Source organism: Candidatus Njordibacter sp. Uisw_002 (genome assembly GCF_047730155.1).
Taxonomy (GTDB): Bacteria; Pseudomonadota; Gammaproteobacteria; order Pseudomonadales; family Balneatricaceae; genus Njordibacter.
The window spans coordinates 1,630,408-1,653,153 of sequence record NZ_CP159832.1; the positions used below are offsets into that span (position 1 = coordinate 1,630,408).

Genomic DNA, 22,746 nt, shown 5'->3' on the forward strand with positions numbered 1-22,746 from the left:
GGTGCAGGGTATGATTGACAAACAACGTTTGCGGCGTCTTCTGGCGCCAAAATCCATCGCCGTATTTGGCAGTCGTGGGGCAGACTTTGCTATCCGCGAAAGCCTTGCCATGGGTTTTACTGGCCCCATCTGGTCGATACATCCAAAACGCAAAGAGCTTATGGGCATTAAATGCCTAAAATCTGTTTTAGATTTGCCCCAAGCGCCAGATGCTGCCTATGTGGCTGTAAACGCTGAAAGCGCCATTGAAACCGTAGCCCAATTGAATAAAATGGGCGCAGGCGGCGCCCTACTCTACGCCTCTGGATTTAGCGAAATAGGCGGCGACTTAAGCCCTGATTTAAGACGTATAGGTGCAGAACGCCAGGCTCGCTTACTAGAAGCAGCAGGTGACATGCCTATTATTGGCCCCAATTGCTATGGGGTAATTAACGCCTTAGATAAAGCGGTGTTATGGCCAGACCAACACGGCTGTCAGCCAGTAGAGAAAGGCGTTGCCATTATCACCCAAAGTGGCAATATTGGCTTGAATATGACCATGCAAAAAGCGGGTCTTCCTATTGCTTATATGTTTACCATGGGTAATCAAGCGCAAGTGGACATCGCTTGTGTGATAGATGCCATGCTAGATGACAAAAGAGTAAGCGCCATAGGCTTGCACATCGAAGGTATTAATGACTTAGCTGCCTTTGACGCTGCAGCTGGCAGAGCTTTGCATCACAAGATTCCTATTGTTGCTATTAAAACCGGCCGTACAGCTGCAGCCTCAAAAATAGCCCTCTCTCATACCAGCTCGTTAACAGGAGCAGATCAACTATTTGACACCTTATTTAACCGTCTAGGCATTGCACGAGTTAATACCGTGCCGGAGTTTCTAGAAACATTAAAATTACTTTCTATACTAGGGCCATTGGCGCATAAAAACATTGCATCTATGAGCTGCTCTGGCGGCGAAGCAGGCATGATGGCAGACCTTATAGACGGCCTAGAGATACAATACGGCACACTGACACCGGCCCAACAACAGGTCACTTCAAATACCTTTACTAACGGCGAACACGTAGATAACCCCCTTGATTACCAGACCTACATTTGGAATAAGCGCGACCAACTAGCAGCAACGTTTGGGGCGCACATGCAAGCCAACTTTAGTGCCACTGTATTGGTACTAGACTGGCCCAACAACGCCACAGCAGACCCTCAAGAGTGGGATACTGCGATGCTAGCACTGGCAGATGCCGCCACCGCAGGCCATTACAAAGCTGTGGTTTTATCTTCTATGGCCGAATGTATGCCAGCCCATGCGATTGATACCTGCATAAAACATGGTATGGCTCCTATGATAGGCATGAGTCAGTGCCTTGGCGCGCTTAACCACGCTTATCGCATAGGCCAAGCCTTTGATTCACCTATGCCTCAGCCACTTCAAATTCGTCACATTAAAGCCGCCAGTGTTTCCACCGGAAAAATCACCACTTTGTCTGAAGCACACAGTAAACACCTATTAAGCCAGCATGGCTTGCCTATACCCAAAGGACAAATAATCACAAACCTAGCTCAAGTGAATGAGGTCATCACTAGGCTTGGGTATCCCATTACTGTGAAGGCTGTAGGGGCAGATTTAGCTCATAAAACTGAATTAGGCGCTGTTAAACTTAACCTTAACAGCTTTGCTGAAGTAGAGCAGGCGGCCAAAACACTGTTTACTTTAAGTGACACTTTGTTAATAGAACAGATGGTAAAAGGGGCAGTGAGTGAGCTGATTATTGGTATCAATACCGACCCGTTATTTGGCCAATATCTAGTATTAGGTGCAGGTGGCACTTTGGTAGAGCTACTACAAGATGCTAAAAGTTTGCTATTGCCCACCAGCAAAAAAGAAATAATGCAGGCGCTAACCACACTAAAATGCGCCCCCATACTTAAAGGGTATCGTGGCCAAGATGCAGCGGACTTAGACGCCGTAGTGGAAAGCGTAATGGCAGTGCTAGACTGTAGCCAGAAACACCCTGTTTACGAATTAGACATTAATCCCCTGCTGGCCCTTAAAGATGGTGCTGTAGCAGTGGATGCTCTCATACAACTAGGACAACACCACTCATGACCGATACAGTAGTTTGCCAGCAACATGGCGCCGTGTTACTCATCACCCTTAATCGCCCAAAAGCTAATGCCATAGATGCAGCCACTTCTCATGCTATGGGTGAAGCATTTATAAACTTTGCTAATAATCCTGATTTAGCAGTTGCTGTAATTACCGGCAGTGGGGACCGGTTTTTTAGTGCAGGCTGGGACCTAAAAGCAGCGGCTGCAGGTGAAGCGGTGGATGCTGATTTTGGCCGTGGCGGATTTGCCGGACTTACCGAACTATGGAATTTGGACAAACCTGTGATTGCGGCAGTCAATGGTTATGCTGCTGGTGGTGGCTTTGAGCTTGCTTTGGCTTGTGACTTAATTATTGCAGCAAATCATGCGCAGTTTTTTTTACCAGAAGCCACTATAGGTATCATCCCAGACAGCGGAGGCGTATTGCGATTACCACGTCGTGTTCCTCATGCTATTGCTATGGATATGCTGATGACTGGCCGCCGCATGGAAGTAGAAGAAGCCATTCACTTTGGCCTCATCAATCGCCACTGTGAAGGCGAATTGCTCGTAGAGCAAGCATTGGCATGGGCTCAAGAAGTTGCCCAATCTGCGCCATTGTCATTGGCATCAATTAAAGCCATTACCCGATCTACCCAAACCATGGAGCTAGAGCAAGCATACGCGCATATGCGCCAAAATGTGCCGGTGTATAAAACCATGCTGCATTCAGATGATGCTAGTGAAGGCACCAATGCCTTTGCGCAAAAGCGCCAGCCTCAGTGGCAGGGTAAGTAAAGAGACAAGGCAAGTGCGCTTAACTACGACGTATTTGCTGGTGACGATCTTGGCTTGGTGCTACATTGAAAAATTGCCTGTAAGCACGCGAAAAATGTGCTGCAGAGCCAAACCCACTAGCCATAGCAATATCGACCACTTGCCTGTCGGTTTGTTGTAGCAAAGATCTAGCTCGTTGTAGCCTTTTGGCGCGGTAATAACGACCAGGGGATTGCTGCAAGTGCCTACTAAACAGCCTTTCTAGCTCGCGCTCTGACACGTTCACTATAGCTGCCAGAGTAGGAATGTTTAGTGGGTCTTCTAGGTGATTTTCCATAGCCTCGATCACTTTGAGCAGCTTGCGATTATTGGTGCCTAAGCGCAAAGCATTAGTCATGCGCTGTGGGGCTTTACCTTCTCGCATGTGGCTGTAGATCAGCTCATCTGAAACGGATAAAGACAACTCATGGCCACGTTGGCAATGGATTAAATAAAGCATCATATCCAAACCAGCCAAACCACCAGAGCAAGTAAAGCGACGCCGATCTATTTCATACAGCTCTTCCACCACCTCTACTTGTTGGAACACCTCTTTAAAAGCAATTAAATTTTCCCAGTGGATGGTGGCGCGGTAGCCATTTAGCAAACCAGTTTTAGCTAGTAAATAGCTCCCCGTGTCCTGACTACCAAGCCATACGCCTTTTCTACTGTGTTGCTGCAGCCAAGTTTGTAATCGTTTAGATTGACCTTTTTCGGGGCCAAAACCAGCACAGATAATCAGCATATCTGGTTTTTTTTCTTGATCAATGCCGCAGTCGGCAATCAAACTCATGCCATTACTGGCAACCACGGCCTCACCTTTTTCACTCACTACTTGCCACCTGTACAAGGTTTCACCAGACACATAGTTAGCTTGGCGCAAAGGGTCTACTAGGGCAGAAAATCCAATCATAGAAAATTCTGGCACTAAGTAAAAAGCCACATTGATTGTCTTAGTGAGGGGCAGCGCTGTAAACATAAAAATAAGTCGTAATAGTGCAATATTTATGTGATATTAATCATTCTTTGTAACGCTTGCAACATTTAATCTAGACACTATAACTAGTCCATTATTACGAGAAACTATGCCACATACTTTAAACACCCTTAAAACATTAGCCACACCTGTGATAGAAGAGTGGATTGACTATAACGGCCACCTTAACGATGCGTATTATTTAGTCATATTCACCAAAGCTACAGATGCACTGCAAGATCACTTGGGCTTAACTTTGGCACACATCCAAAGTACCGGTGAAACCCTATTTACAGTAGAGAGTCACTTAACTTATTTACAAGAAATTGGGCTAGGGGAAATGGTGACTATCACCACGCAACTATTGCAAACAGACAACAAGCGCATGCGCGTTTTTCACCAAATGCACAATGACCAAAACGACCTACTGGCTACCGTAGAAATGTTATTTTTGAGCTACAACTTAGTCGCTAAAAAGGTGACTAATTTTAGTGCAATGATGTTAAAAAGCTTGGCTACACTTGAAAAAGAGCAGGCAAACACACCTTGGCCAGAGCAAGCTGGTAAAGGCATTGCGTTAAAAAGAAGTACGTAGTTTTATGCAGCGGCACCTTTGATAACAGGTGCTTTAGCGCCTGCGTGAACGACGGTTTGTAACAGCGCCATCTGCCGCACCGCCTGCTACGGTTAAGTCTCCACCAAACTGTGCTTTACCGCCTTTAGAAATTTCACCTAACACCGATTCAATTTCTTCAACGCTAGGTGCGTCACCTTTGGTATGAGCATCTAGCGCTTTGCGCATAGCTGCAACATGCTCTGGAGACGTGCCACAACAACCGCCTATAATATCCGCTCCTGCATCCATAGCCATAGTGGCGTAATTAGCCATGATTTCTGGAGTGCCATTATAGTGGATAGCGCCATTGACATATTCGGGAATACCACAGTTGGCCTTAGCTACCAAAATGGCTTTATCGCCACCTGGGGCGTTGCGCATATTGCGTATGGCCATCACTAATTCGGATGCCCCTACGCCACAATTTGATCCACATGCATAAGACGTATGGTCTTCATGAGCACAAGAGACCACCATGTCTGCAGGTGTTACGCCCATCATTGAACGGCCGTTAGTATCAAAACTATAGGTGCAAATGACAGGTAAGCCTGTGGTATTTGCGCCTTCGATAGCTGCTTCAGACTCTTGTGTAGATGACATTGTCTCTATCCACAATACGTCTGCGCCGCCTTCTTTTAAAGCGTGGGCTTGCTCTGTAAAAGCAGCCACTGCATCAGCATGGCTTAAGCTGCCCATAGGTTCTGGTATTTCGCCAGTAGGGCCAATAGACCCGGCTATAATCACTGTACGATCACACTGATCTGCCACTTTGCGTGCTACTTTAACGCCAGCAACGTTTAGCTCATGCACTCTATCTTGGGCGTTATGCAGCCTCAAGCGATAGTGTGTGCCACCAAATGTATTGGTTAAGATAATGTCTGAGCCTGCATCTATAAAGCTTTTATAATTGACTGCAATGCGGCCAGGAAAATCTACATTCCATAATTCAGGCGCGTCACCTGTCTCCAAACCCATAGCAAATAAGTTGGTGCCTGTGGCCCCATCAGCTAGTAGAACACCATTTTTTTTCAATAAGTCTTGAAGTAGATTTGCGCTCATCGTTAATTCTCAAAAATGCCATATATAATATTGCTATGCTACCTAGCTGTGGGTGTTTAAGCCAGCCGTGCAAGTGGTGGATACAGGAAATCAAGATGAGCATTTTTCAAAACTACATGAATGGCATTCATAGTAACCAAAAAAGCTGATGATACAGTGTTACAAACGACAAAAAGTGGCGCTTAAACACAACAAGCGGTCGCCGCCTAGCCAGCACAAAACCTTCAACAATTGCAAAATCTTGGCCAGATATATATTGATACATTTTTTAGGAGTATTTTCATGACTGAAGTCCGCGGACGCCGCAAAAGCGGAGGTGGTCGTGATGCACGTAAAGCAGCACGCGCCAATGACACAGTAAAAGCACCTGCCTTTATCACCCGTCAACTCAATCCATTTGAAGTGTTAGATGAAGCAGGTTTGGAGTTGATCGAACGTAATGCCGACACTATTCTTGAAGAAGTGGGCATTGATTTTCGTGATGACCCAGAAGCCGTTGCAGTGCTTAAGGCAGCTGGCGCTATAGTTGATGGGGAGCGTGTACGTTTTCCTCGCGGCATGTGCCGACAAATCATTCAAGCTTCTGCACCTGCTGAATATACTCAACATGCGCGCAATAGCGATCGCAATGTAATCATAGGTGGCAAAAACACTGTATTTGCTCCAGGCTATGGCTGCCCATTTGTACGTGACCTAGACAAAGGGCGTCGTTACGCTACTCTTCACGACTTCCAAAACTTTGTAAAGCTAGCCTACATGTCGCCTTACATGCACCACTCTGGTGGCACAGTATGTGAGCCAGTAGACGTGCCTGTAACTACCCGTCACCTAGACATGCTGTATAGCCACATTAAATACAGCGACAAAGGCTTTATGGGCTCGGTAACTGCCCCTTCTCGTGCACAAGACACGGTAGACATGGCTAAGATTGTATTTGGTGAAGAATTTGTTAAAAACAACACCGTAACCACAAGCTTAATCAACGCCAACTCGCCAATGACCTTTGATGACACCATGTTAGGTGCTGCTAAAGTGTATGCTGAAAACAACCAAGCCTGTGTGGTAACACCGTTTATATTGTCTGGTGCTATGTCTCCTGTGACTATTGCTGGCACCTTGGCGCAAATATTGGCAGAAGTGCTTGCAGGTATGACTTTTATTCAGCTATATCGCCCTGGCACACCTTGTATTTTTGGTACCTTCGCAAGCTCTATCTCTATGCAATCTGGCGCACCTACCTTTGGCACACCAGAGCCTGCGCTAGTGATTTATGGCGCTGCGCAACTGGCTCGCCGTTTGGGCGTGCCGTTTCGTAGTGGTGGCTCTTTACCTGGCTCTAAGATTCCAGACGCGCAAGCAGCATCTGAGAGCGCTAACACGCTTATGCCTACTATTATGGCGGGTGTTAACTTTGCGTTGCATTCTGCAGGCTGGCTAGAAGGTGGCTTGTCTATGGGCTATGAGAAGTTTGTGATGGACTTAGATCAGCTAGGTATGGCACATACGTTCTGTAAGGGCATAGATCTTTCAGAAAATGGCCAAGCACTTGATGCCATTCGAGAAGTAGGCCCTGGCAACCACTTCTTAGGCTGTGCTCATACACAAGCCAACTTTAAAGACGCGTTTTATATGTCCAACCTCACTGACAACAACAGCTTTGAGCAGTGGGAAGAAGACGGCAGTAAAGACATGCTTACTAGAGCTAACTCGCTTTGGAAGAAAATGCTTAATGAATATGAAGCCCCAGCTTTGGATCAAGGCATTGATGATGGCCTGCAAGACTTTATGGCCACGCGCAAAGAAGCCCTTGCTGGCACAGGCGACTTCTAAGCTGCGCTTTATTTAGCGTTGCTCTTGCGCTAATGCGCTAGCTACAAAAAAGCCCCACACACCATGTTTTAGCACAGGGTATGTGGGGCTTTTTTTTGGGACTTTTTATAGCCCTATATAACTAACTACCACCCATGCATGGGGCTGTAGCTGGCATTTTTTCTTGCTTGGCTTGCCACTGGTCGGTGGTATAACAATGCAGTGCCAATGCATGAATAGGGTTACTCATTAGCTCCCCTACCAAGGCATAAACCTGCTGATGACGCTTCACCAACCCCACACCTGCAAAGTCATCAGAGACTAATACTAAATTGTAATGGCTATTGGTAGCAGACCCACTGTGCTTGTGGCTATCGTTATCTAGCTGATGGTAGGTGATATTTAATGGTGCTAACACCAGATCGAGTAATTTATTGGCCGTAGTATCCACGTTTATTTCCTTCGATAAAACAATGAATGCATGATAACACACAAGCAATTTTGCAAGCGATTGATAATCATCTGGAACATGACCATGGCAAAAAATGTGGCCCAGAGCAATCGCTACGCAAAAAGGTTTAACCTATTCAAATAAAATGGTTTTTTACCCTTGACTCAAAGCCCATACACTATTAATATTCGCGCCTCGCATTGAGCAATTCCTCGATAGCTCAGTTGGTAGAGCAGTAGACTGTTAATCTATTGGTCCCAGGTTCGAGTCCTGGTCGAGGAGCCAACCTCAACGCGAAACCTTATGATTCCTCGATAGCTCAGTTGGTAGAGCAGTAGACTGTTAATCTATTGGTCCCAGGTTCGAGTCCTGGTCGAGGAGCCATTCTAATCAAGCCACTTAGTTGTGGTTTTTTTATGCCCAAAATTTATCCCTAGCTTTTAAGCCGGGTATTAGTTGGGTCATAAAACGGCTTCCAGCTTAATGCAGCTGGATAAGCGATGCCTTCTACCAACACACTAAACTGCCCTTGAGTCACATCAAGGCGCTCATCTAAAAAGCCCAAGCCTACCGCTGCCGTGGCAGTGCATGAATAAGCACCAGAGGTGACATAACCTATGGTTTTTTTAGATTTGCCATCACCCAAAAGAATAGGCTCATTGTGATATAGCAAAGGCCCTGCATCGCCTAGCTTTATATGACATAGGTAAGGCCCTAGGGCTTGGTCTTTGCGCTGTTGCACTGCTACTTGGCCTATGTATTGGATGCCTTTATTGGCTTTACATAAAAAGCCAAGCCCCACTTGATGAGGGGCTTCTGTGTAGGACACATCATGGCCCCAGTGCAGATAGCCTTTTTCTATGCGTAAGGCATTTAAAGCTTCGCCGCCCATAAGTTTTAGCCCCATTGGCAGGCCTTCTTCTAGCAATAGCTGCAACAGGTAGTCGGCAAAATCTGGGGTGACAAAAATCTCAAAGCCTAGCTCACCGGTAAAAGATAACCGCTGCGCCCACACAGGCGCATGGCCTATGTAACCACTTTGCCAAGTATTAAAACCAAAGGCTTCATTGCTTACATCCATGTCGGTAAGCTTGGCTAACAACTCACGGCTGTGAGGGCCTACTATAGACAATACACCATAGGCGCTGGTCACGTCGCGCAAGCGCACATCTTCGTTTGCTTGCACTTGGGCTTGCAAGTGCAGGCGATCACGCTGGGTGCGGGCCATAGAGCTCATCATCATGAAGCTATCGTGCGCGAAGCGTGCCACTGTGGCGTCACTTTCTATGCCGCCACGTTCATTAAGCATCAGCGTGTATGCAAGCTTACCCGGCTCTATTGCTAGGTCATTGGTGCACACACGTTGTAAAAAGTCTTGCGCATCTTTGCCCTCTATCATCAGCTTGCCAAGCATAGAATAATCGATCAAAGCCACGCCGTTGCGCGCGGCGTGTTGCTCGGCCTGACTATAATCAAACCAATTTTGTCGCCCAAAGCTGTATTGGGTTTTGGCTTCCACGCCTTTAGGAGCAAACCACAAAGGCCGCTCCCAGCCCATCACTTCACCAAAACATGCGCCGTGTTGTTTGAGCGTGTGGTGAAATGGGGTTTTGCGTAAATTGCGCACACTGTCACGCTGATCATTAGGCCAGTGCATGGCGTAAGTGCGTGTTTGGGTTTCGGGTGTGCGCTTTTGTAGGTATAAATCGCGTGCTTGAAAAGATTCTATGCGGGCTGGGTCCATGTCGTTTAGATCCATAGGCGCATGGCCTTTAATGATCCACTGAGCCAAAGCTCTGCCTGCTCCGGCGCCTGACTGAATGCCTGTGGAGTTGACCCCTGCTAAGATAAAATACCCCTCTATTTGCGGCGCTGGGCCTAAAGTAAAGCGGCCATCATAGGAGTAGCTTTCTGGGCCATTAAAAAAAGTGCGAATGCCTGTGGTTTGCAACAAAGGCACTCTGTTCATGGCCATTTCAAGCACATCCATCACGTCGTCATCTACAAACTCTAGGGAGTCAAAACAAAACTCTTTAGGGATGCCTTGCATGCCCCATGGCTTTACTTTGTTATGGGCAAAACCAAACAGCAACTTGCCTGCATCTTCTTTAAAATAAGTGCAATCATCGTATGAGCGCAGTACGGGTAAATTGGCGGGTAAATCTGGGATCACATCGGTGACTAAATAATAATGCTCGCAAGCGTGTAAGCCTATGTCTATGTTGTTTTGGCGGCCTAATTCACGGGCCCACATGCCTGCACAGTTCACTACAAAATCGGCCTTAATAGTGCCTTGGTTTGTGACTACACCAGTCACCTTTTTTTGCTCTGCTTGCATAGGCTCTACAAGCACCTGCTCTACGCAGATATTTTCAATGATTTTAACGCCCTTTTGCCGTGCCCCTTTGGCCATGGCCATAGTTAGGTCGATAGGGTTTATGTAGCCATTGCCTGGCACATGAATGCCGCCCACTACATTTTCTGGGTTCATCATGGGCCACGCCTGCATGATTTCATCCACATGCATAAAACTGGCTTCTTCATCGTGTAGTAGTGCAAAATCGGCTTGCCTTTGCAGCTCTGCCATTCGTTCTATGTTAGTGGCTATAGAGATGGAGCCTGGGCATTTATAACCTGTGGCTTGGCCGGTTTCTTTTTCTAGCTGGCCAAATAAATCGGAGCCATATTGAGCAAACGCGGTGGTAGAGTGCCCGCCTTGCAACCGCCCTACTAGCCCAGCTGCATGCCAAGTGGTGCCGCTAGTAAGCTGCTTACGCTCTAGCAGCACAATGTCTTTCCAGCCTTCTTGGGCCAAATGATAGGCCACAGAGCAGCCATGGATGCCGCCACCAATAATAACCACGCGGGCGTGTTGCGGTAATGTGTGAGCCATACTGATCCTTTTTTATTATGTGTGGTGTTGAAACTTTATATCGCGTTTATACCGCGCCAAACAAACGGCCTTTGTGGGGCATAGCATCATGCACCCCCGCTAAACGCAGCATATGCCATGCTAGGGCATGATTACTAGAGGTGACAGGAATACCTAGATTGGCTTCTAAGGCTGGGATGAGATTGGCCACGCGCAAACTAGTGCAAGACACAAACACCCCATCACACGGCTGTTTATCAGCCAGCACACGCACTGCATCGGCAATGCTTTGTGGGCTTACCCTGCCTACTTCAAAATCATCAGTGAGATCAAAAGAGCCTGTGACCACTATGTCAAAGCCTGCTTCGGTAAGGTTTGCCTGCATGGCACTAGTGACATCAGGGCTATAAGGGGTGAGAAACGCCACACGCTTGATGCCAAGGGCTGCCAAAGCGGCTTTACAGGCACTTAACGGATTAGTAACGGGCACATTAGGGTGGGCTTGTTGCACTGCTTGCTGCACACGCTGCTCACCTATTACTGTGGAGCCAGAGGTGCAGGCATATGCCACTACATCAAAATCAAACTGGCTAGGCAACAAGCTTGCCGCCATGGGCAAATCTGCTTCCATTTGCGCCAGTGCACTGGCGGTGACTTCCATAGCGTTAGCAATGCGGCAGTGATAGGTGGCCACCCCGGGCAGCTGCAACAAACTGGCTAGCTCGTGCTCTATGGTTTGGTCTGTTTGCAACACAATCACACCCATGCGAGCCACAGTGCCTAGGCCACCGTCTAAATCACTGGGCAAGTGCAGCATATGTGTATCAGCAAGGCTGTGGCTGGGTGTTTTTTTATGGTTATTAGTTGGCACGTTTAAACCCTTAGATAATCATCAAGGCTGATCATACCATTTGGTTTAAAAGGGGCAAATTATTGTGCGCTGTGTTTGTGCTTCTATGCGTCACTTGTGCTAAAAATATATCGTCTTAAAACGGTGCCGCCTGTTAGGCTGTTGCGCTATTTAATTATTAGTTGCCTGTGCCACATTCTTTAGGTGCTTTAACTATAGGCCTATGACTATTTGAAACGCTGGCAAGGCTGCCTGCTATTCTTAATATGTTGTATACCCACCATGCACGTATTGCACTCATGCCGTCTGCTTTGCACATTTTCTGCAAAAGCTGATCTGCTGGTTTTCGAGTGGTGTTTTGGTCTAAAAGTTTCTCTCTCATTAATTGATATAAGGCATCATGAACGAGCGACCCTCGCATAAAGTTAAGCGTATCTATAGCAGGGCCAGATGGGCCATCCCATGCATACCCTTTTTTTATTGTAAGCAATCCATTGGCTGTAAGTGCAATAAATCCAGAAGGTGATGAGACACCCTCTTTGGGTTTAATAGGTATTTTAAAAGTGTATGTTTCAACAAGCTGATACTTGCAGCCTTTTTTATATAAGATACATTCCATGTGACACCCCTTGTGTAAGTAGATTCATAACGTCTCAAACACAGCCTCTACTGTTGCATGCTCGGCTTACAGGCAAACCAATTAGGTGAATGCTTTGTACATAAGTCACACATAAGCGTCACTGTGCTAACTCACAGTAGAATATGAACATTATATGGCCTACCAAACCAGTAATAAATAATAATTACAAGATAATATTAGTAGATATTTTTAAACTCACCTGCATATATTTAGATGCCCACGCATTTATCCAAGGCACAAAAAAAGCCTAACCACACCTTCGTTAAGCTTTTTAAAAGGCCATATGAGTGGTAAAGCTTACTTAGCGAACAGCTGCCCCAAATCTGCAAAAGCTTTAAACTCTAGCGCATTGCCGCTAGGGTCGCTGAAAAACAAGGTAGATTGCTCCCCTGCTTCACCTTTAAAGCGTGTGTGTGGCTCTATTATAAATTCCACTTTGCCAGCCAACCTTTGGGCTAGGTGTTGCCAGTCTTCCAGGGTAAGCACCACGCCAAAATGCGGCACTGGCACGCCTTTGCCATCTACCCCATTCACATGCACAGACACTTTGCCTTGTGGGCCTAGGTTTGGGTTAAGGTGGGTGACTAGCTGATGGCCATATAGGTTCCAGTCTATCCATTCTTCACTAGAGCGGCCTTCACTTAGGCCAAGTAGTTGGCCATAAAACAGCCGTGACTCTTCAACATCCCTGATAGGAATGGCTAAATGAAAAGGACGTATAGCAGATTCAGTCATAGTGGTTTAACCCGTTTTTTTGCTTAACCAATCACAGCCAACAAACGCGCTTTAGTTTGCTCATCGGCAAACGAAGCTTGCATGGCCATGCGCGAAATATTGCGCAGCTGCTCTAAATCCAAGCCAAAATCTTTTGCGCCAGAAAGGTATTCAGAGCCTACGGTGGTGGCAAAAAATGGGGGGTCATCTGAGTTTAGGCTCACGCTTATACCGGCATCTAATATCTTATTAAGCGGGTGGCTTTCAAGGTTTGGATACACAGACAAAGCAATGTTGCTGCCAGGGCATACTTCTAAGGCGATGCCACGTTTGGCAAGCTCCACCAAAAGCGCTGGGTCTTCTACACTGCGCACACCATGGCCTATGCGAGTAACGGGTAAGTTGTCTATAGCATCCCACACACTTTGTGGCCCTAGCACTTCACCCGCATGGGTGGTGCAAGCAAGCCCAGAAGCTGCGGCTATATTAAACGCTGGAGCAAAGTCGGCTTGGGTAAACATAGATTCATTACCCCCCATACCAAAGCCTACAATATAAGGATGAGGGTTATCCACCAATTGCTGCGCCACCACTACCGCTTGCTCTGGCCCCAAATGACGCACGCAAGACACGATTAAACGGCCCACTATGCCAAAGTCTGCCTGTGCATCATCTATGCCTTGCACACAGCCTGCAAGCATGTCGTCGTAGCTCATACCCACTGCTGCGGCATGGTCTGGCGAGATAAAGGTTTCGGCGTAAATGGTGCCCTGTGCTGCACACTCTTGCATGTAGGTGTACATAATGTCGCGGTAGTCTTGTGCCTTGCGAAGGCAAAAGCTAGCTTCGTCATAGGCGCCTAAAAACTCTACGAAGTTATCCCATGCAAACATGTCTTTTTCGTTAAATAGGCCTTCTTTAAGGGTGATGTCGTTGCGCTTGGCAATCGCTCGCACTAGCTGCGGCTGTATGCACCCTTCTAAGTGGCTGTGTAGCTCTACTTTGGGTAGCTTTTGAATTTGCTGTGTTAATAATTCAGACATGAAATACTCACTGATGTTAATAAAAATTTAATCTAACGCGTTAGCTCACAAGCGGTGCCATAGTTTAAAGGCTCTAGGTTTAAATGGCACGCTACGGTTTGCCCCATATCGGCAAAACTTGCTCTTTCGCCTAAGTTGCACGCTTTTACTGCTTCACCACAATAGTGGCCATAAAAAACCACCGGCACATGTTCACGGGTGTGGTGAGAGCCTGGCCATGTAGGGTCACAGCCATGGTCTGCGCTCAGTAACACTAAGTCTTGTTGGCCAAGCTTGGCTTCCAGCTCTGGTATTCTGGCGTCAAATTCTTCTAGGGCATGGGCATAGCCTGCCACATTGCGGCGGTGGCCATATTTGCTGTCAAAATCCACCAGATTAACAAAGATCAAACCTTCTTTTACTTTGTCCATTTGGTCTAGCATTTGATCTACCAAACCCATGTTATCGGCAGCTTTCACCGTGTAGCTCACGCCTTTATGAGCAAAAATATCTCCTATTTTGCCCACAGACACCACAGTGCCGTTTTTGTCTTGAATATGGTCAAGCAAAGTGGCGCCCATAGGGGGTGTGGTTAGGTCTTTGCGGTTTTCTGTGCGCTCAAAGGTAGCCGCTGTTAAGCCCTTAAATGGCCTTGCAATCACTCGTGTGACATTAAGTGGGTCTACTAGCTTTTTGGCTATGTCGCATAAGGCATACAGCCTTTCTAGGCCAAAGGTTTCTTCATGGGCGGCAATTTGAAATACCGAGTCATCAGAGGTGTAGCAAATGGGCTGGCCTGTGCGCAGGTGTTCTTCGCCATATTCCACCAGCACTTGGGTGCCAGAGCAGTGTTTGTTGGCCAAGGTGCCTTTTATGTTGCCTTGGGCCAATAAATCTTGCATTAGCTTAGCTGGAAAACAGTTCTCTTGTTTTGGAAACGTGCCCCATTCAAATAAAACGGGCAAGCCGCTTATTTCCCAATGTCCACTGGGGGTGTCTTTACCGCTGCTTAGCTCTACAGCATGGCCATAAGCGCCTTGCACTGCTTCATGGGTATCAAGAGGCAAGCTTTGTTTGCGGCTGCCCACTGCTGCTGCACCTAGGCCAAACCGCAAAAGGTTGGGTATTTTAAGAGGGCCACTACGCATATTGTTGTTGGCAAGCCCAGCCTCGCAGGCTTCTACAATATGGCCAAAAGTATCAGAATTTTGGTCACCATATTTGGCAGCATCGGCGCTTGCGCCTATGCCCAATGAATCTAAAATAATAATAATGGCTCTGTTCATAGTTCTGGTCTTTTTAATGTGTAATCGGGTGTTTTTAAACCTACACCGTTAAATCGTTATGCTTGATAGCACTCTTTTATTAAGGCTTGGGTTTTGCAAGCTTTAGGGCTTAGTTGTATGGTTTTAAGTATCTGCTGGTTTAGCATACTAAGCTGATCATCGCTTCGCACATGGGCTAACGCGATAGGTTGGCCTTGTTCTACATAGTCGTTCATTTGCACCATATTACTTAAGCCCACGGCATAATCTATAGGGTCTTCAGCTTTACTGCGCCCGGCTTTAAGGCTCACCATAGACATGCCTATAGCTCGCACATCCATAGCCGATACATAGCCAGATGCTGGCGCCAAAATAGGCTTCACAATGGGTGCTTGGGGTAAATAAAGGGTAGGTTTTTCAAGCAAATCTGCTGGCCCGCCAAGGCCTTCCACCATCTTAGCAAACACTGTGGCGGCATGGCCTTTATTTAAGGCATCTCTGGCTTTATCTCTGGCTGCATCTAGGGTGTCTGCTGCGCCACTGATGTCTAACATGTGCGCAGCTAGCTCTATGGTAAGCTCCAGAAGCCTAGGCTCAGCTTGCTGTGGGTTACACAAAAAGTCGACACACTCTGCCATTTCTACAGCATTGCCCACACTTTTTCCTAGCACCTGATTCATGTCGGTGATTAAACATCTAGTAGGCACTCCTGCACCTGTGGCCACGTGTGAAATGCTCTGGCTTAGCTCTTGTGCCATAGACATTTTTGCAGCAAAAGCACCGTTGCCTGTTTTCACATCCATCACTAAAGCGTCTAAACCTGCAGCAAGCTTTTTAGACAAAATAGAAGAAGTAATTAAGTCGATAGACTCTACCGTAGCAGTAACATCACGCGTGGCATACATGCGTTGGTCTGCCGGTGCTAGCTGGTCTGTTTGGCCAATAATGGCGCAGCCTACACGCTTCACTAGTGCCTTAAACATTTGTTCACTTGGGTAGGCATTGTAGCCTGGAATACTATCAAACTTATCTAAAGTGCCCCCTGTGTGGCCCAAACCTCGTCCAGAAATCATAGGCACATAAGCGCCACAAGCCGCCACTATAGGCCCCAACATCAAGCTTACCTTGTCGCCCACACCACCGGTAGAATGCTTATCTACTATGGGGCCATTTAGATCCATTTGTTGCCAGTTTAATACGTTGCCCGAATACATCATTTGCTGCGTTAAGGTGATGCGCTCTGCCATGGTCATGCCACGCTGATACACCGCCATAGCAAATGCACCTAGCTGCACATCACTTAGTTGCCCACTGGTAATGCCTTTCACCATAAAGGTAATTTCGGCATCATTAAGTGTTAGCCCATCGCGCTTTTTACGGATGATCTCTTGAGGTAAAAAAGTGGCTGTAGAGAGTTGCATAGCTGTCACAAGGGCGCTCCATAAGCATGTAAAAACGCATTTAATAAACGCTCCACGCCATCGGTTGCCATTTTTGCGTATTCCATAGTTTGTTCATGGCTCAATGGCGTAGGGCTCATGCCTGAAGCGTAGTTAGTGACAATAGATAATGCGCACAAAGGCAAGCCTTGGTGCCTAGCCAAAATAACCTCTGGCACTGTGGACATACCCACAGCTTGGGCTCCAAGCACCTTAAGGGCTCTAATTTCTGCTGGCGTTTCAAAATGAGGCCCACACATCCATGCGTAAACGCCTTCATGTAATTTAACATTGTTTGCTAGCGCTGCTTTGCGCATGGCATCGTTCATGTTTTGATTATAGGCCTGTGTCATATCTACAAAACGTGAGTTACCTTGAGCACCAAACAGGGGCGATACGCCGGTCATATTAATGTGATCAGTGATCAACATCACACTGCCTGGCCCTGCATCAGCTACCATGCTACCTGCGGCATTGGTGAGAATAAGTGCTTCACAACCCATGGCTTTAAAGGTTTGAATCACCACAGCCATTACGTCAGCTTTGCCATGCTCGTAGTAATGCGCTCGGCCTTGTAATACAGCCACACCGGTGCCTCCCACACGGCCCAGCACCAGCCGCCCTGCGTGCCCGCCCACTCCTGCTTGGGGAAAACCTGGCAAATCATCAAACCCAATGCTAGCCACAGCATCCACTTGGTCTGCAAAGGTGCCCAAACCCGAGCCTAGCACCATGCCTACTTGGGGCACAAAATCACCTACTGCTTTATGAATAACGGCTAAACAGTCGTCTACTTGGCTCATATCAAAAACTCCGGCCCAAATGCATGTGGTAATAAATCTGAAAGTTGTAAGCGTTTTTGCACGCCTTTCGGCGAGCACAAAAAAACTGGGGTATCGTTATCTGCAAATTCTCGTATACGTTGGCGACAGCCTCCACAAGGCGTAGCGCCTTGTTCATCTTGGCTCATAATGTAAATGCTTTGAATGCGTTGTTGTCCTGCCATTACCATAGCAGCAATCGCTGCTGTCTCAGCGCAATGGCCCTCTGGATAGCTGGCATTTTCAACATTACAGCCTACAAACGTTTGGCCATCTTGGGTGACTACTAAAGCACCCACTGGGTAATTAGAATATGGCGCATACGCTTTAGCCATAGCCTGTTTAGCACCCTCTATAAGCTTGGCTTCAGTGGTTTGTATTTTTGGTTGATCAGACATCATTGTCGTTCCTGTTTATTACTGGGTATTACTTGTGTTATCGCTCTTTTACGTAAGCTATGCCCGAGGCTTTTGGAGGTGTAGCACGGCCAATAAAGCCTGCCAACAAAATCACAGTTAAAAGGTACGGTGTGGCTTCAATCATCTGCACCGGAATCTCTCCAATGCCTGCAATCTCTACACCTTGCAAGCGCACTGCCAGCGCATCTAAAAAGCCAAATAGCAAACAGGCAAGCATCACAGTTAATGGGCGCCACTTACCAAAAATAAGCGCTGCCAAAGCAATATATCCTTGGCCTGCTGTCATGTCTCTGGTGAATTGAGCATTATGAGCTATGGCGATATAAGTGCCTGCAATACCACATAACACACCACCAATAAGTAAGGCTTTATAACGCAGCTTCACCACTGACAAGCCTGCAGTGTCTACTGCTGTGGGGTTTTCACCTACCGCTCTAAGCCGCAAACCAAAGCGGGTGCGATACACTACCCACCAAACCAAAGGCACTATTACAAACGCTAGATATACCAAAATATTATGGCCACTTATCAGCTCTTTATAAATGGGCCCCAACACAGGGATAAGTGCCAACTGATCAACAAAAGGCAAAGTAATAGAAAGAAAACGTGAGTCATTGTTTAACGCAGGTGTTAGGCCGCCTTGATGAAACCAAGCCAAGCCTAAAATAACGGTTAATCCAGCCACTAAAATATTAATGGCAATACCACTTACTACCTGGTCACCTCGGTGGGTAATAGTGGCAAAGCCATGCAACATAGCCAAACCACAAGACACCAGCATGGCCACGCCCAAACCAGCCCAAGGCGAGCCTACCACTGCAGACACACTTGCTGCAGCAAAAGCTGCAGCTAACATTTTGCCTTCCAAACCGATATCAACCACACCTGCACGCTCGGCAAAAAGGCCTGCCATTGCAGCTATAATTAAGGGAGTAGACACACGGAAAGTGGCATCTAAGGTTAGCAGTACTGTTAAGAATACGTCACTCATGCGCCCACCTCTGCTGCTGCTTGGTTTGCTGCTTCTTGTTTAACCGGTGCTAATGTGCGTATTAGCCAAGGCCTATACATATACTCCAAAGCACCACAGAACAAGATAACTAAGCCTTGCATTACCACCACAATGTCGCGAGAAATGCCGCTCATTTCAAAAGCAAGCTCTGCGCCACCTTGGTATAAAATACCAAACAACACAGCCGCTACAATAATGCCAATAGGGTGTTTACGGCCCATCAATGCCACAGCAATGCCACCAAAGCCATAGCCTAAGTGGAAATCCATAATAAGCCTGTGCTGATAACCTACCAGTTCATTTACACTCACCAACCCAGCTAAGGCGCCAGAGATACACATGGCTACAATAATAATTCGTTTAGGCTTTATGCCACTATAAACAGCGGCAGATCCATTTTTGCCTGTGGCGCGTATGGCATAACCCCAGCGCGTGTGCCACAAGAAAAACCACACAAGCACAGCACACACCAAAGCTAATAACACCGACATATTTAAAGGCGAAGCCTCTATATTGTAGCCAAAACCTGCAGCTACATCGTGCACAAAAGGCATCCATGCACTGGTTGGAAACAGCTCACTTTGAGGGGTCATTTGCCCTGTTTCGCGCAGCACATGCACCATGATGTATACCATCAGCGATGCAGCCAAAAAGTTAAACATAATAGTGGTGATTACTATGTGGCTGCCACGATAGGCCTGCAAATAGGCTGGAATCAAAGCCCATAGGCCGCCAAACAATAACGCGCCTATAATACTTGCCGGTATAAACACCCATGCGCCAAGGCTAGGGTCTAACATCAGTATGGCAAGACCAGCGCCCAAACCACCTATGTAGGCTTGGCCTTCTCCACCAATGTTGAACAAGCCCGCATGAAAAGCCACAGCTACTGCCAAGCCTGTAAAGATAAAATTAGTGGCGTAGTAGATGGTATATCCAATGCCTTCTTCATAGCCAAATGCACCATATAGCAGCACTTGCGCTGCTTCGATAGGGTTTACATCAATGAGCCAAAACACCAAAGCTGTCACTGCAAAGGCAGTAATAATGTTCAGTAAAGGCAACAGTAGCCGGTTGATCCAAGCTATACGTGTATCGCGGTTCATACTTGGTTTTCCTGAGTAGAGGCTTGTTTCATGGAGGCTCGTTGATCATCCATAGTTTGTAGGGGGTCTATAGGATCTAACGCATTCGCCATCATCATGCCTAGGGTTTTCTCATCGGCATCACTAGCATTAATGCGCCCGGTAATCTGGCCGTCACATAAAACAATAATACGATCACTCACCGACATTATTTCATCTAGCTCTACCGACACCAATAACACAGCCTTACCGGCATCACGCATATCTATAATGCGCTGATGGATAAATTCAATGGCACCAATGTCCACGCCACGGGTAGGCTGGCCTATGAGTAGTACATCTGGGTTGCGCTCCATTTCACGAGCTAAAATAAGCTTTTGTTGATTACCCCCTGAAAAATTAGCCGATTTTAAGTGAGGATCTGCAGGGCGCACGTCAAAAGCAGACATCAAGGCTTTGCAGTTGTCTTCAACGTTATTTTTGTTAAGCCAAATGCCTGAGTTTATTTTGGCGTCGGTGTGATAACCCAACAAAGCTGACTCACTGGCACTAAAGTCAGTGATCAAACCCATGCGGTGGCGATCTTCTGGCACATGTGCCAAACCTATTTTGCGCATCTTGTCAGGTGTTATTGGGTTTTTGGCATCCATGGTAAAGCCTAAAACTTCTATACTACCGCTGGTCATTTTCACAATGCCAGACAAGGCTTCTAATAGCTGCGTTTGCCCATTACCAGACACTCCCGCTACACCTAGCACTTCGCCAGCACGTAGTTCAAAACTTACATCGCTTAGCCGCATTACACCTTGATCATCAGCCACGCTTAAGCGCTTAACCTTCATCAAGGGTGCGCGCACATTGGCTGCTTTTTTATTCACTTGCAAAAGCACCTTGCGGCCCACCATAAGCTCGGCAAGCTCTTCACGGCTAGTATCGCGTGTGTCTCTATGAGCTACCATTTGGCCTGCACGCATCACCGACACTTGGTCGGTAACGGATATAATTTCACGTAATTTGTGAGTAATTAACATGATGGTGACGCCCTGCTGTTTTAGGGCATCAAAAATGCGAAACAGCTCTTCTGTTTCTTGGGGTGTTAACACGCCAGTGGGCTCATCCAAAATCAAAATTTTGGCGCCCTTATACAATGCTTTAAGTATTTCTACGCGTTGCTGCAAGCCTACGGGCAAGGTATCTATGGTGGCATCTAAATCTACTTTTAAACCATATACATCTGCTAAACGAGTGAGCTCTTTACGTGCAGCAGCCATACCATTGGCCAATAAAGCCCCACCTTCACTGCCTAAAATTACATTTTCTAACACAGTGAAATTTTCTACCAGCATAAAATGCTGATGTACCATACCAATGCCTGCGGCAATGGCTTGATGTGAATCTGTAAAAGTATGAGGCTGGCCTAATACTTTAATTTGTCCTGCATCAGCTTGATAGAAGCCATACAGAATGCTCATAAGTGTTGATTTTCCAGCACCGTTTTCACCAACGATGCCATGAATATTTCCTCGCTTTACTTGCAAGCAAACTTTGTTATTGGCATGTACGGCGCCAAAGCGCTTATCAATGTTGGTTAATTCAATAGCAAAAGTATCGGTCATAGTCATCAATCTTTGGTTATCGGTCTGCGGAACAAAATGGCAGTGGGTGATTGATCTAAATCACCCACTGCATTAGCCCTTGAACACTATCTATAACTACAAAAGTGCTAAGCGCTGTTACCTATAGTAGCTACAGATTAGTAGTTACAGGTGTTATCTGACATATAGTCATGTACTGAAATATCACCAGCGATGATAGATGCTTTAAGTGCATTAACCTGAGCTTCCATATCGGCAGATACTAAGCTACGGTTATGCTCGTCAAGTGCCCAATCAACACCGCCTTCAGCAAGACCCATGCTCACAAAACCTGGCTTCCATGTGCCATTTTGTGCAGTAGCATAGCTTTGGTACGCAGCTTCACCAACGCGCTTAACCATAGAGGTAAGTACGGTGCCTGGCTGCAAGTAGTTTTGGTTTGAGTCTACACCAATAGCAAGCTTACCCATGTCTGCAGCAGTTTGGATTACACCATTACCTGAAGAGCCAGCTGCAGCAAATACGATATCGGCACCTGCTTCATATTGACTACGGGCAATTTCGCCACCTTTAGATGGGTTAGCAAATGCTGCACCTGTAGAGCCTACAAAGCTAGTAAGCACTTTGATGTCTGCATTAATGTGCTTAGCACCTTGCTCAAAGCCACAACCAAATACCGAAATAAGAGGAATGTCCATGCCACCAACAAAACCAACAGTGCCGGTTTGAGACTTCATCGCGGCCAAAGCTCCTACTAAGAAAGAACCTTCTTGAGCACGAAACACTACGCTTTGCACGTTAGCTTCTGGTACAACCATATCGATCAAGGTGAACTTAGCGTCTGGGTATGCCTGAGCTGCAGCACTTACAGCGTTAGCTTGAGCAAAACCTACACCAACAATTGGACTATTTCCACGCTTAGCTAGCTTTTTAAGGCCTTGCTCTACTTGAGCTTCGTTAGTGGGCTCCACTTCACGCACACTAATACCAGTGTCTGCAGTAAAGCGCTTAATGCCGTTAAACACAGCCTCGTTGAATGACTTATCAAACTTACCCGCTTTGTCATAGACAACTGCTGGCTGAATTTCTGCTTGAGCAGCGCTGGTAGTTAATACCACTGCTGCAGCGGCAATTGCCATGGTGATTTTATTTAGCTTCATTATATTCTCCTAGTTTTACTTAATCCGGCTTAAGCCGCTT

General features: G+C 46.7%; 20 protein-coding genes and 2 tRNA genes. 6 read left to right on the top strand and 16 right to left on the bottom strand.

Translation table 11 applies throughout. The features are described from left to right. Positions 1-10 precede the first annotated feature (10 nt). Positions 11-2,104 carry an acetate--CoA ligase family protein gene (locus ABXT42_RS07775; protein WP_443627581.1) on the top strand — a complete coding sequence of 698 codons (2,094 nt, stop codon included), beginning with the start codon at positions 11-13 and terminating at the stop codon, positions 2,102-2,104. Then, on the top strand, positions 2,101-2,883 hold the full coding sequence (locus ABXT42_RS07780; RefSeq protein WP_443627582.1) for an enoyl-CoA hydratase-related protein: 783 nt from the start codon (positions 2,101-2,103) through the stop codon (positions 2,881-2,883). The genes ABXT42_RS07775 and ABXT42_RS07780 overlap by 4 nt, the downstream gene beginning before the upstream one ends. 19 nt (positions 2,884-2,902) lie before the next feature. On the opposite strand, the gene ABXT42_RS07785 is transcribed toward ABXT42_RS07780, so the two are convergent. After that, positions 2,903-3,844, bottom strand: a complete 942-nt coding sequence (locus tag ABXT42_RS07785; protein ID WP_443627583.1) for a GlxA family transcriptional regulator — start codon at positions 3,842-3,844, stop codon at positions 2,903-2,905. 142 nt (positions 3,845-3,986) lie between these two features. Between ABXT42_RS07785 and ABXT42_RS07790 the strand changes: the two genes are divergently transcribed. Beyond that, positions 3,987-4,472: a thioesterase family protein gene (locus ABXT42_RS07790; RefSeq protein WP_443627584.1), complete on the top strand. Its 486-nt coding sequence runs from the start codon at positions 3,987-3,989 to the stop codon at positions 4,470-4,472. A gap of 33 nt (positions 4,473-4,505) precedes the next feature. On the opposite strand, the gene bmt is transcribed toward ABXT42_RS07790, so the two are convergent. Next, a complete protein-coding gene (gene bmt, locus ABXT42_RS07795) occupies positions 4,506-5,552 on the bottom strand; it encodes a betaine--homocysteine S-methyltransferase (RefSeq protein ID WP_443627585.1) in 1,047 nt (348 codons plus the stop codon). 282 nt (positions 5,553-5,834) lie between these two features. On the opposite strand from bmt, the gene ABXT42_RS07800 reads away from it, so the two are divergent. Then, entirely contained in the window at positions 5,835-7,382 is a 1,548-nt protein-coding gene (locus tag ABXT42_RS07800) for a trimethylamine methyltransferase family protein (RefSeq protein ID WP_443627586.1), read from the top strand. A 121-nt stretch (positions 7,383-7,503) separates the two neighbouring features. On the opposite strand, the gene ABXT42_RS07805 is transcribed toward ABXT42_RS07800, so the two are convergent. Then, positions 7,504-7,812 (bottom strand): BolA family protein, encoded by a 309-nt coding sequence (locus ABXT42_RS07805; RefSeq protein ID WP_443627587.1) that lies wholly within the window; start codon positions 7,810-7,812, stop codon positions 7,504-7,506. 209 nt (positions 7,813-8,021) lie between these two features. On the opposite strand from ABXT42_RS07805, the gene ABXT42_RS07810 reads away from it, so the two are divergent. Both ABXT42_RS07810 and ABXT42_RS07815 read left to right on the top strand, forming a co-directional pair. Further along, positions 8,022-8,097, top strand: a tRNA-Asn gene (locus ABXT42_RS07810). A 23-nt stretch (positions 8,098-8,120) separates the two neighbouring features. Next, positions 8,121-8,196, top strand: a tRNA-Asn gene (locus ABXT42_RS07815). A 49-nt stretch (positions 8,197-8,245) separates the two neighbouring features. On the opposite strand, the gene ABXT42_RS07820 is transcribed toward ABXT42_RS07815, so the two are convergent. From ABXT42_RS07820 to ABXT42_RS07880, 13 genes are all read right to left on the bottom strand, one after another. After that, complete coding sequence (locus tag ABXT42_RS07820) at positions 8,246-10,705, bottom strand: GcvT family protein (protein ID WP_443627588.1); 2,460 nt, start codon at positions 10,703-10,705, stop codon at positions 8,246-8,248. A gap of 46 nt (positions 10,706-10,751) precedes the next feature. Then, positions 10,752-11,555, bottom strand: a complete 804-nt coding sequence (locus ABXT42_RS07825) for a maleate cis-trans isomerase family protein (RefSeq protein ID WP_443627589.1) — start codon at positions 11,553-11,555, stop codon at positions 10,752-10,754. Positions 11,556-11,712: 157 nt separating this feature from the next. Continuing rightward, a complete protein-coding gene (locus ABXT42_RS07830) occupies positions 11,713-12,153 on the bottom strand; it encodes a DUF1353 domain-containing protein (RefSeq protein WP_443627590.1) in 441 nt (146 codons plus the stop codon). 318 nt (positions 12,154-12,471) lie between these two features. Next, the gene (locus ABXT42_RS07835; RefSeq protein ID WP_443627591.1) at positions 12,472-12,909 is read right to left on the bottom strand and encodes a VOC family protein; all 438 of its coding nucleotides are present in this window, start codon (positions 12,907-12,909) and stop codon (positions 12,472-12,474) included. 23 nt (positions 12,910-12,932) lie between these two features. Then, on the bottom strand, positions 12,933-13,931 hold the full coding sequence (add, locus tag ABXT42_RS07840) for an adenosine deaminase (protein ID WP_443627592.1): 999 nt from the start codon (positions 13,929-13,931) through the stop codon (positions 12,933-12,935). Between the two features lie 32 nt (positions 13,932-13,963). Next, positions 13,964-15,196 carry a phosphopentomutase gene (locus tag ABXT42_RS07845; protein ID WP_443627593.1) on the bottom strand — a complete coding sequence of 411 codons (1,233 nt, stop codon included), beginning with the start codon at positions 15,194-15,196 and terminating at the stop codon, positions 13,964-13,966. A gap of 56 nt (positions 15,197-15,252) precedes the next feature. Next, positions 15,253-16,596, bottom strand: a complete 1,344-nt coding sequence (gene deoA, locus ABXT42_RS07850; protein WP_443629462.1) for a thymidine phosphorylase — start codon at positions 16,594-16,596, stop codon at positions 15,253-15,255. A 5-nt stretch (positions 16,597-16,601) separates the two neighbouring features. Then, positions 16,602-17,417 (bottom strand): purine-nucleoside phosphorylase, encoded by an 816-nt coding sequence (locus ABXT42_RS07855; protein WP_443627594.1) that lies wholly within the window; start codon positions 17,415-17,417, stop codon positions 16,602-16,604. After that, positions 17,414-17,836, bottom strand: coding sequence for a cytidine deaminase (gene cdd, locus ABXT42_RS07860; RefSeq protein ID WP_443627595.1), 423 nt, complete (start codon positions 17,834-17,836; stop codon positions 17,414-17,416). The genes ABXT42_RS07855 and cdd overlap by 4 nt, the downstream gene beginning before the upstream one ends. Before the next feature lie 34 nt (positions 17,837-17,870). Beyond that, entirely contained in the window at positions 17,871-18,845 is a 975-nt protein-coding gene (locus ABXT42_RS07865) for an ABC transporter permease (RefSeq protein WP_443627596.1), read from the bottom strand. After that, complete coding sequence (locus tag ABXT42_RS07870; protein ID WP_443627597.1) at positions 18,842-19,972, bottom strand: ABC transporter permease; 1,131 nt, start codon at positions 19,970-19,972, stop codon at positions 18,842-18,844. Before ABXT42_RS07870 ends, ABXT42_RS07865 begins: the two co-directional genes overlap by 4 nt. Beyond that, entirely contained in the window at positions 19,969-21,567 is a 1,599-nt protein-coding gene (locus tag ABXT42_RS07875) for an ABC transporter ATP-binding protein (RefSeq protein WP_443627598.1), read from the bottom strand. Before ABXT42_RS07875 ends, ABXT42_RS07870 begins: the two co-directional genes overlap by 4 nt. A gap of 137 nt (positions 21,568-21,704) precedes the next feature. Continuing rightward, positions 21,705-22,706 carry a BMP family lipoprotein gene (locus ABXT42_RS07880; RefSeq protein ID WP_443627599.1) on the bottom strand — a complete coding sequence of 334 codons (1,002 nt, stop codon included), beginning with the start codon at positions 22,704-22,706 and terminating at the stop codon, positions 21,705-21,707. Positions 22,707-22,746 lie beyond the last annotated feature (40 nt).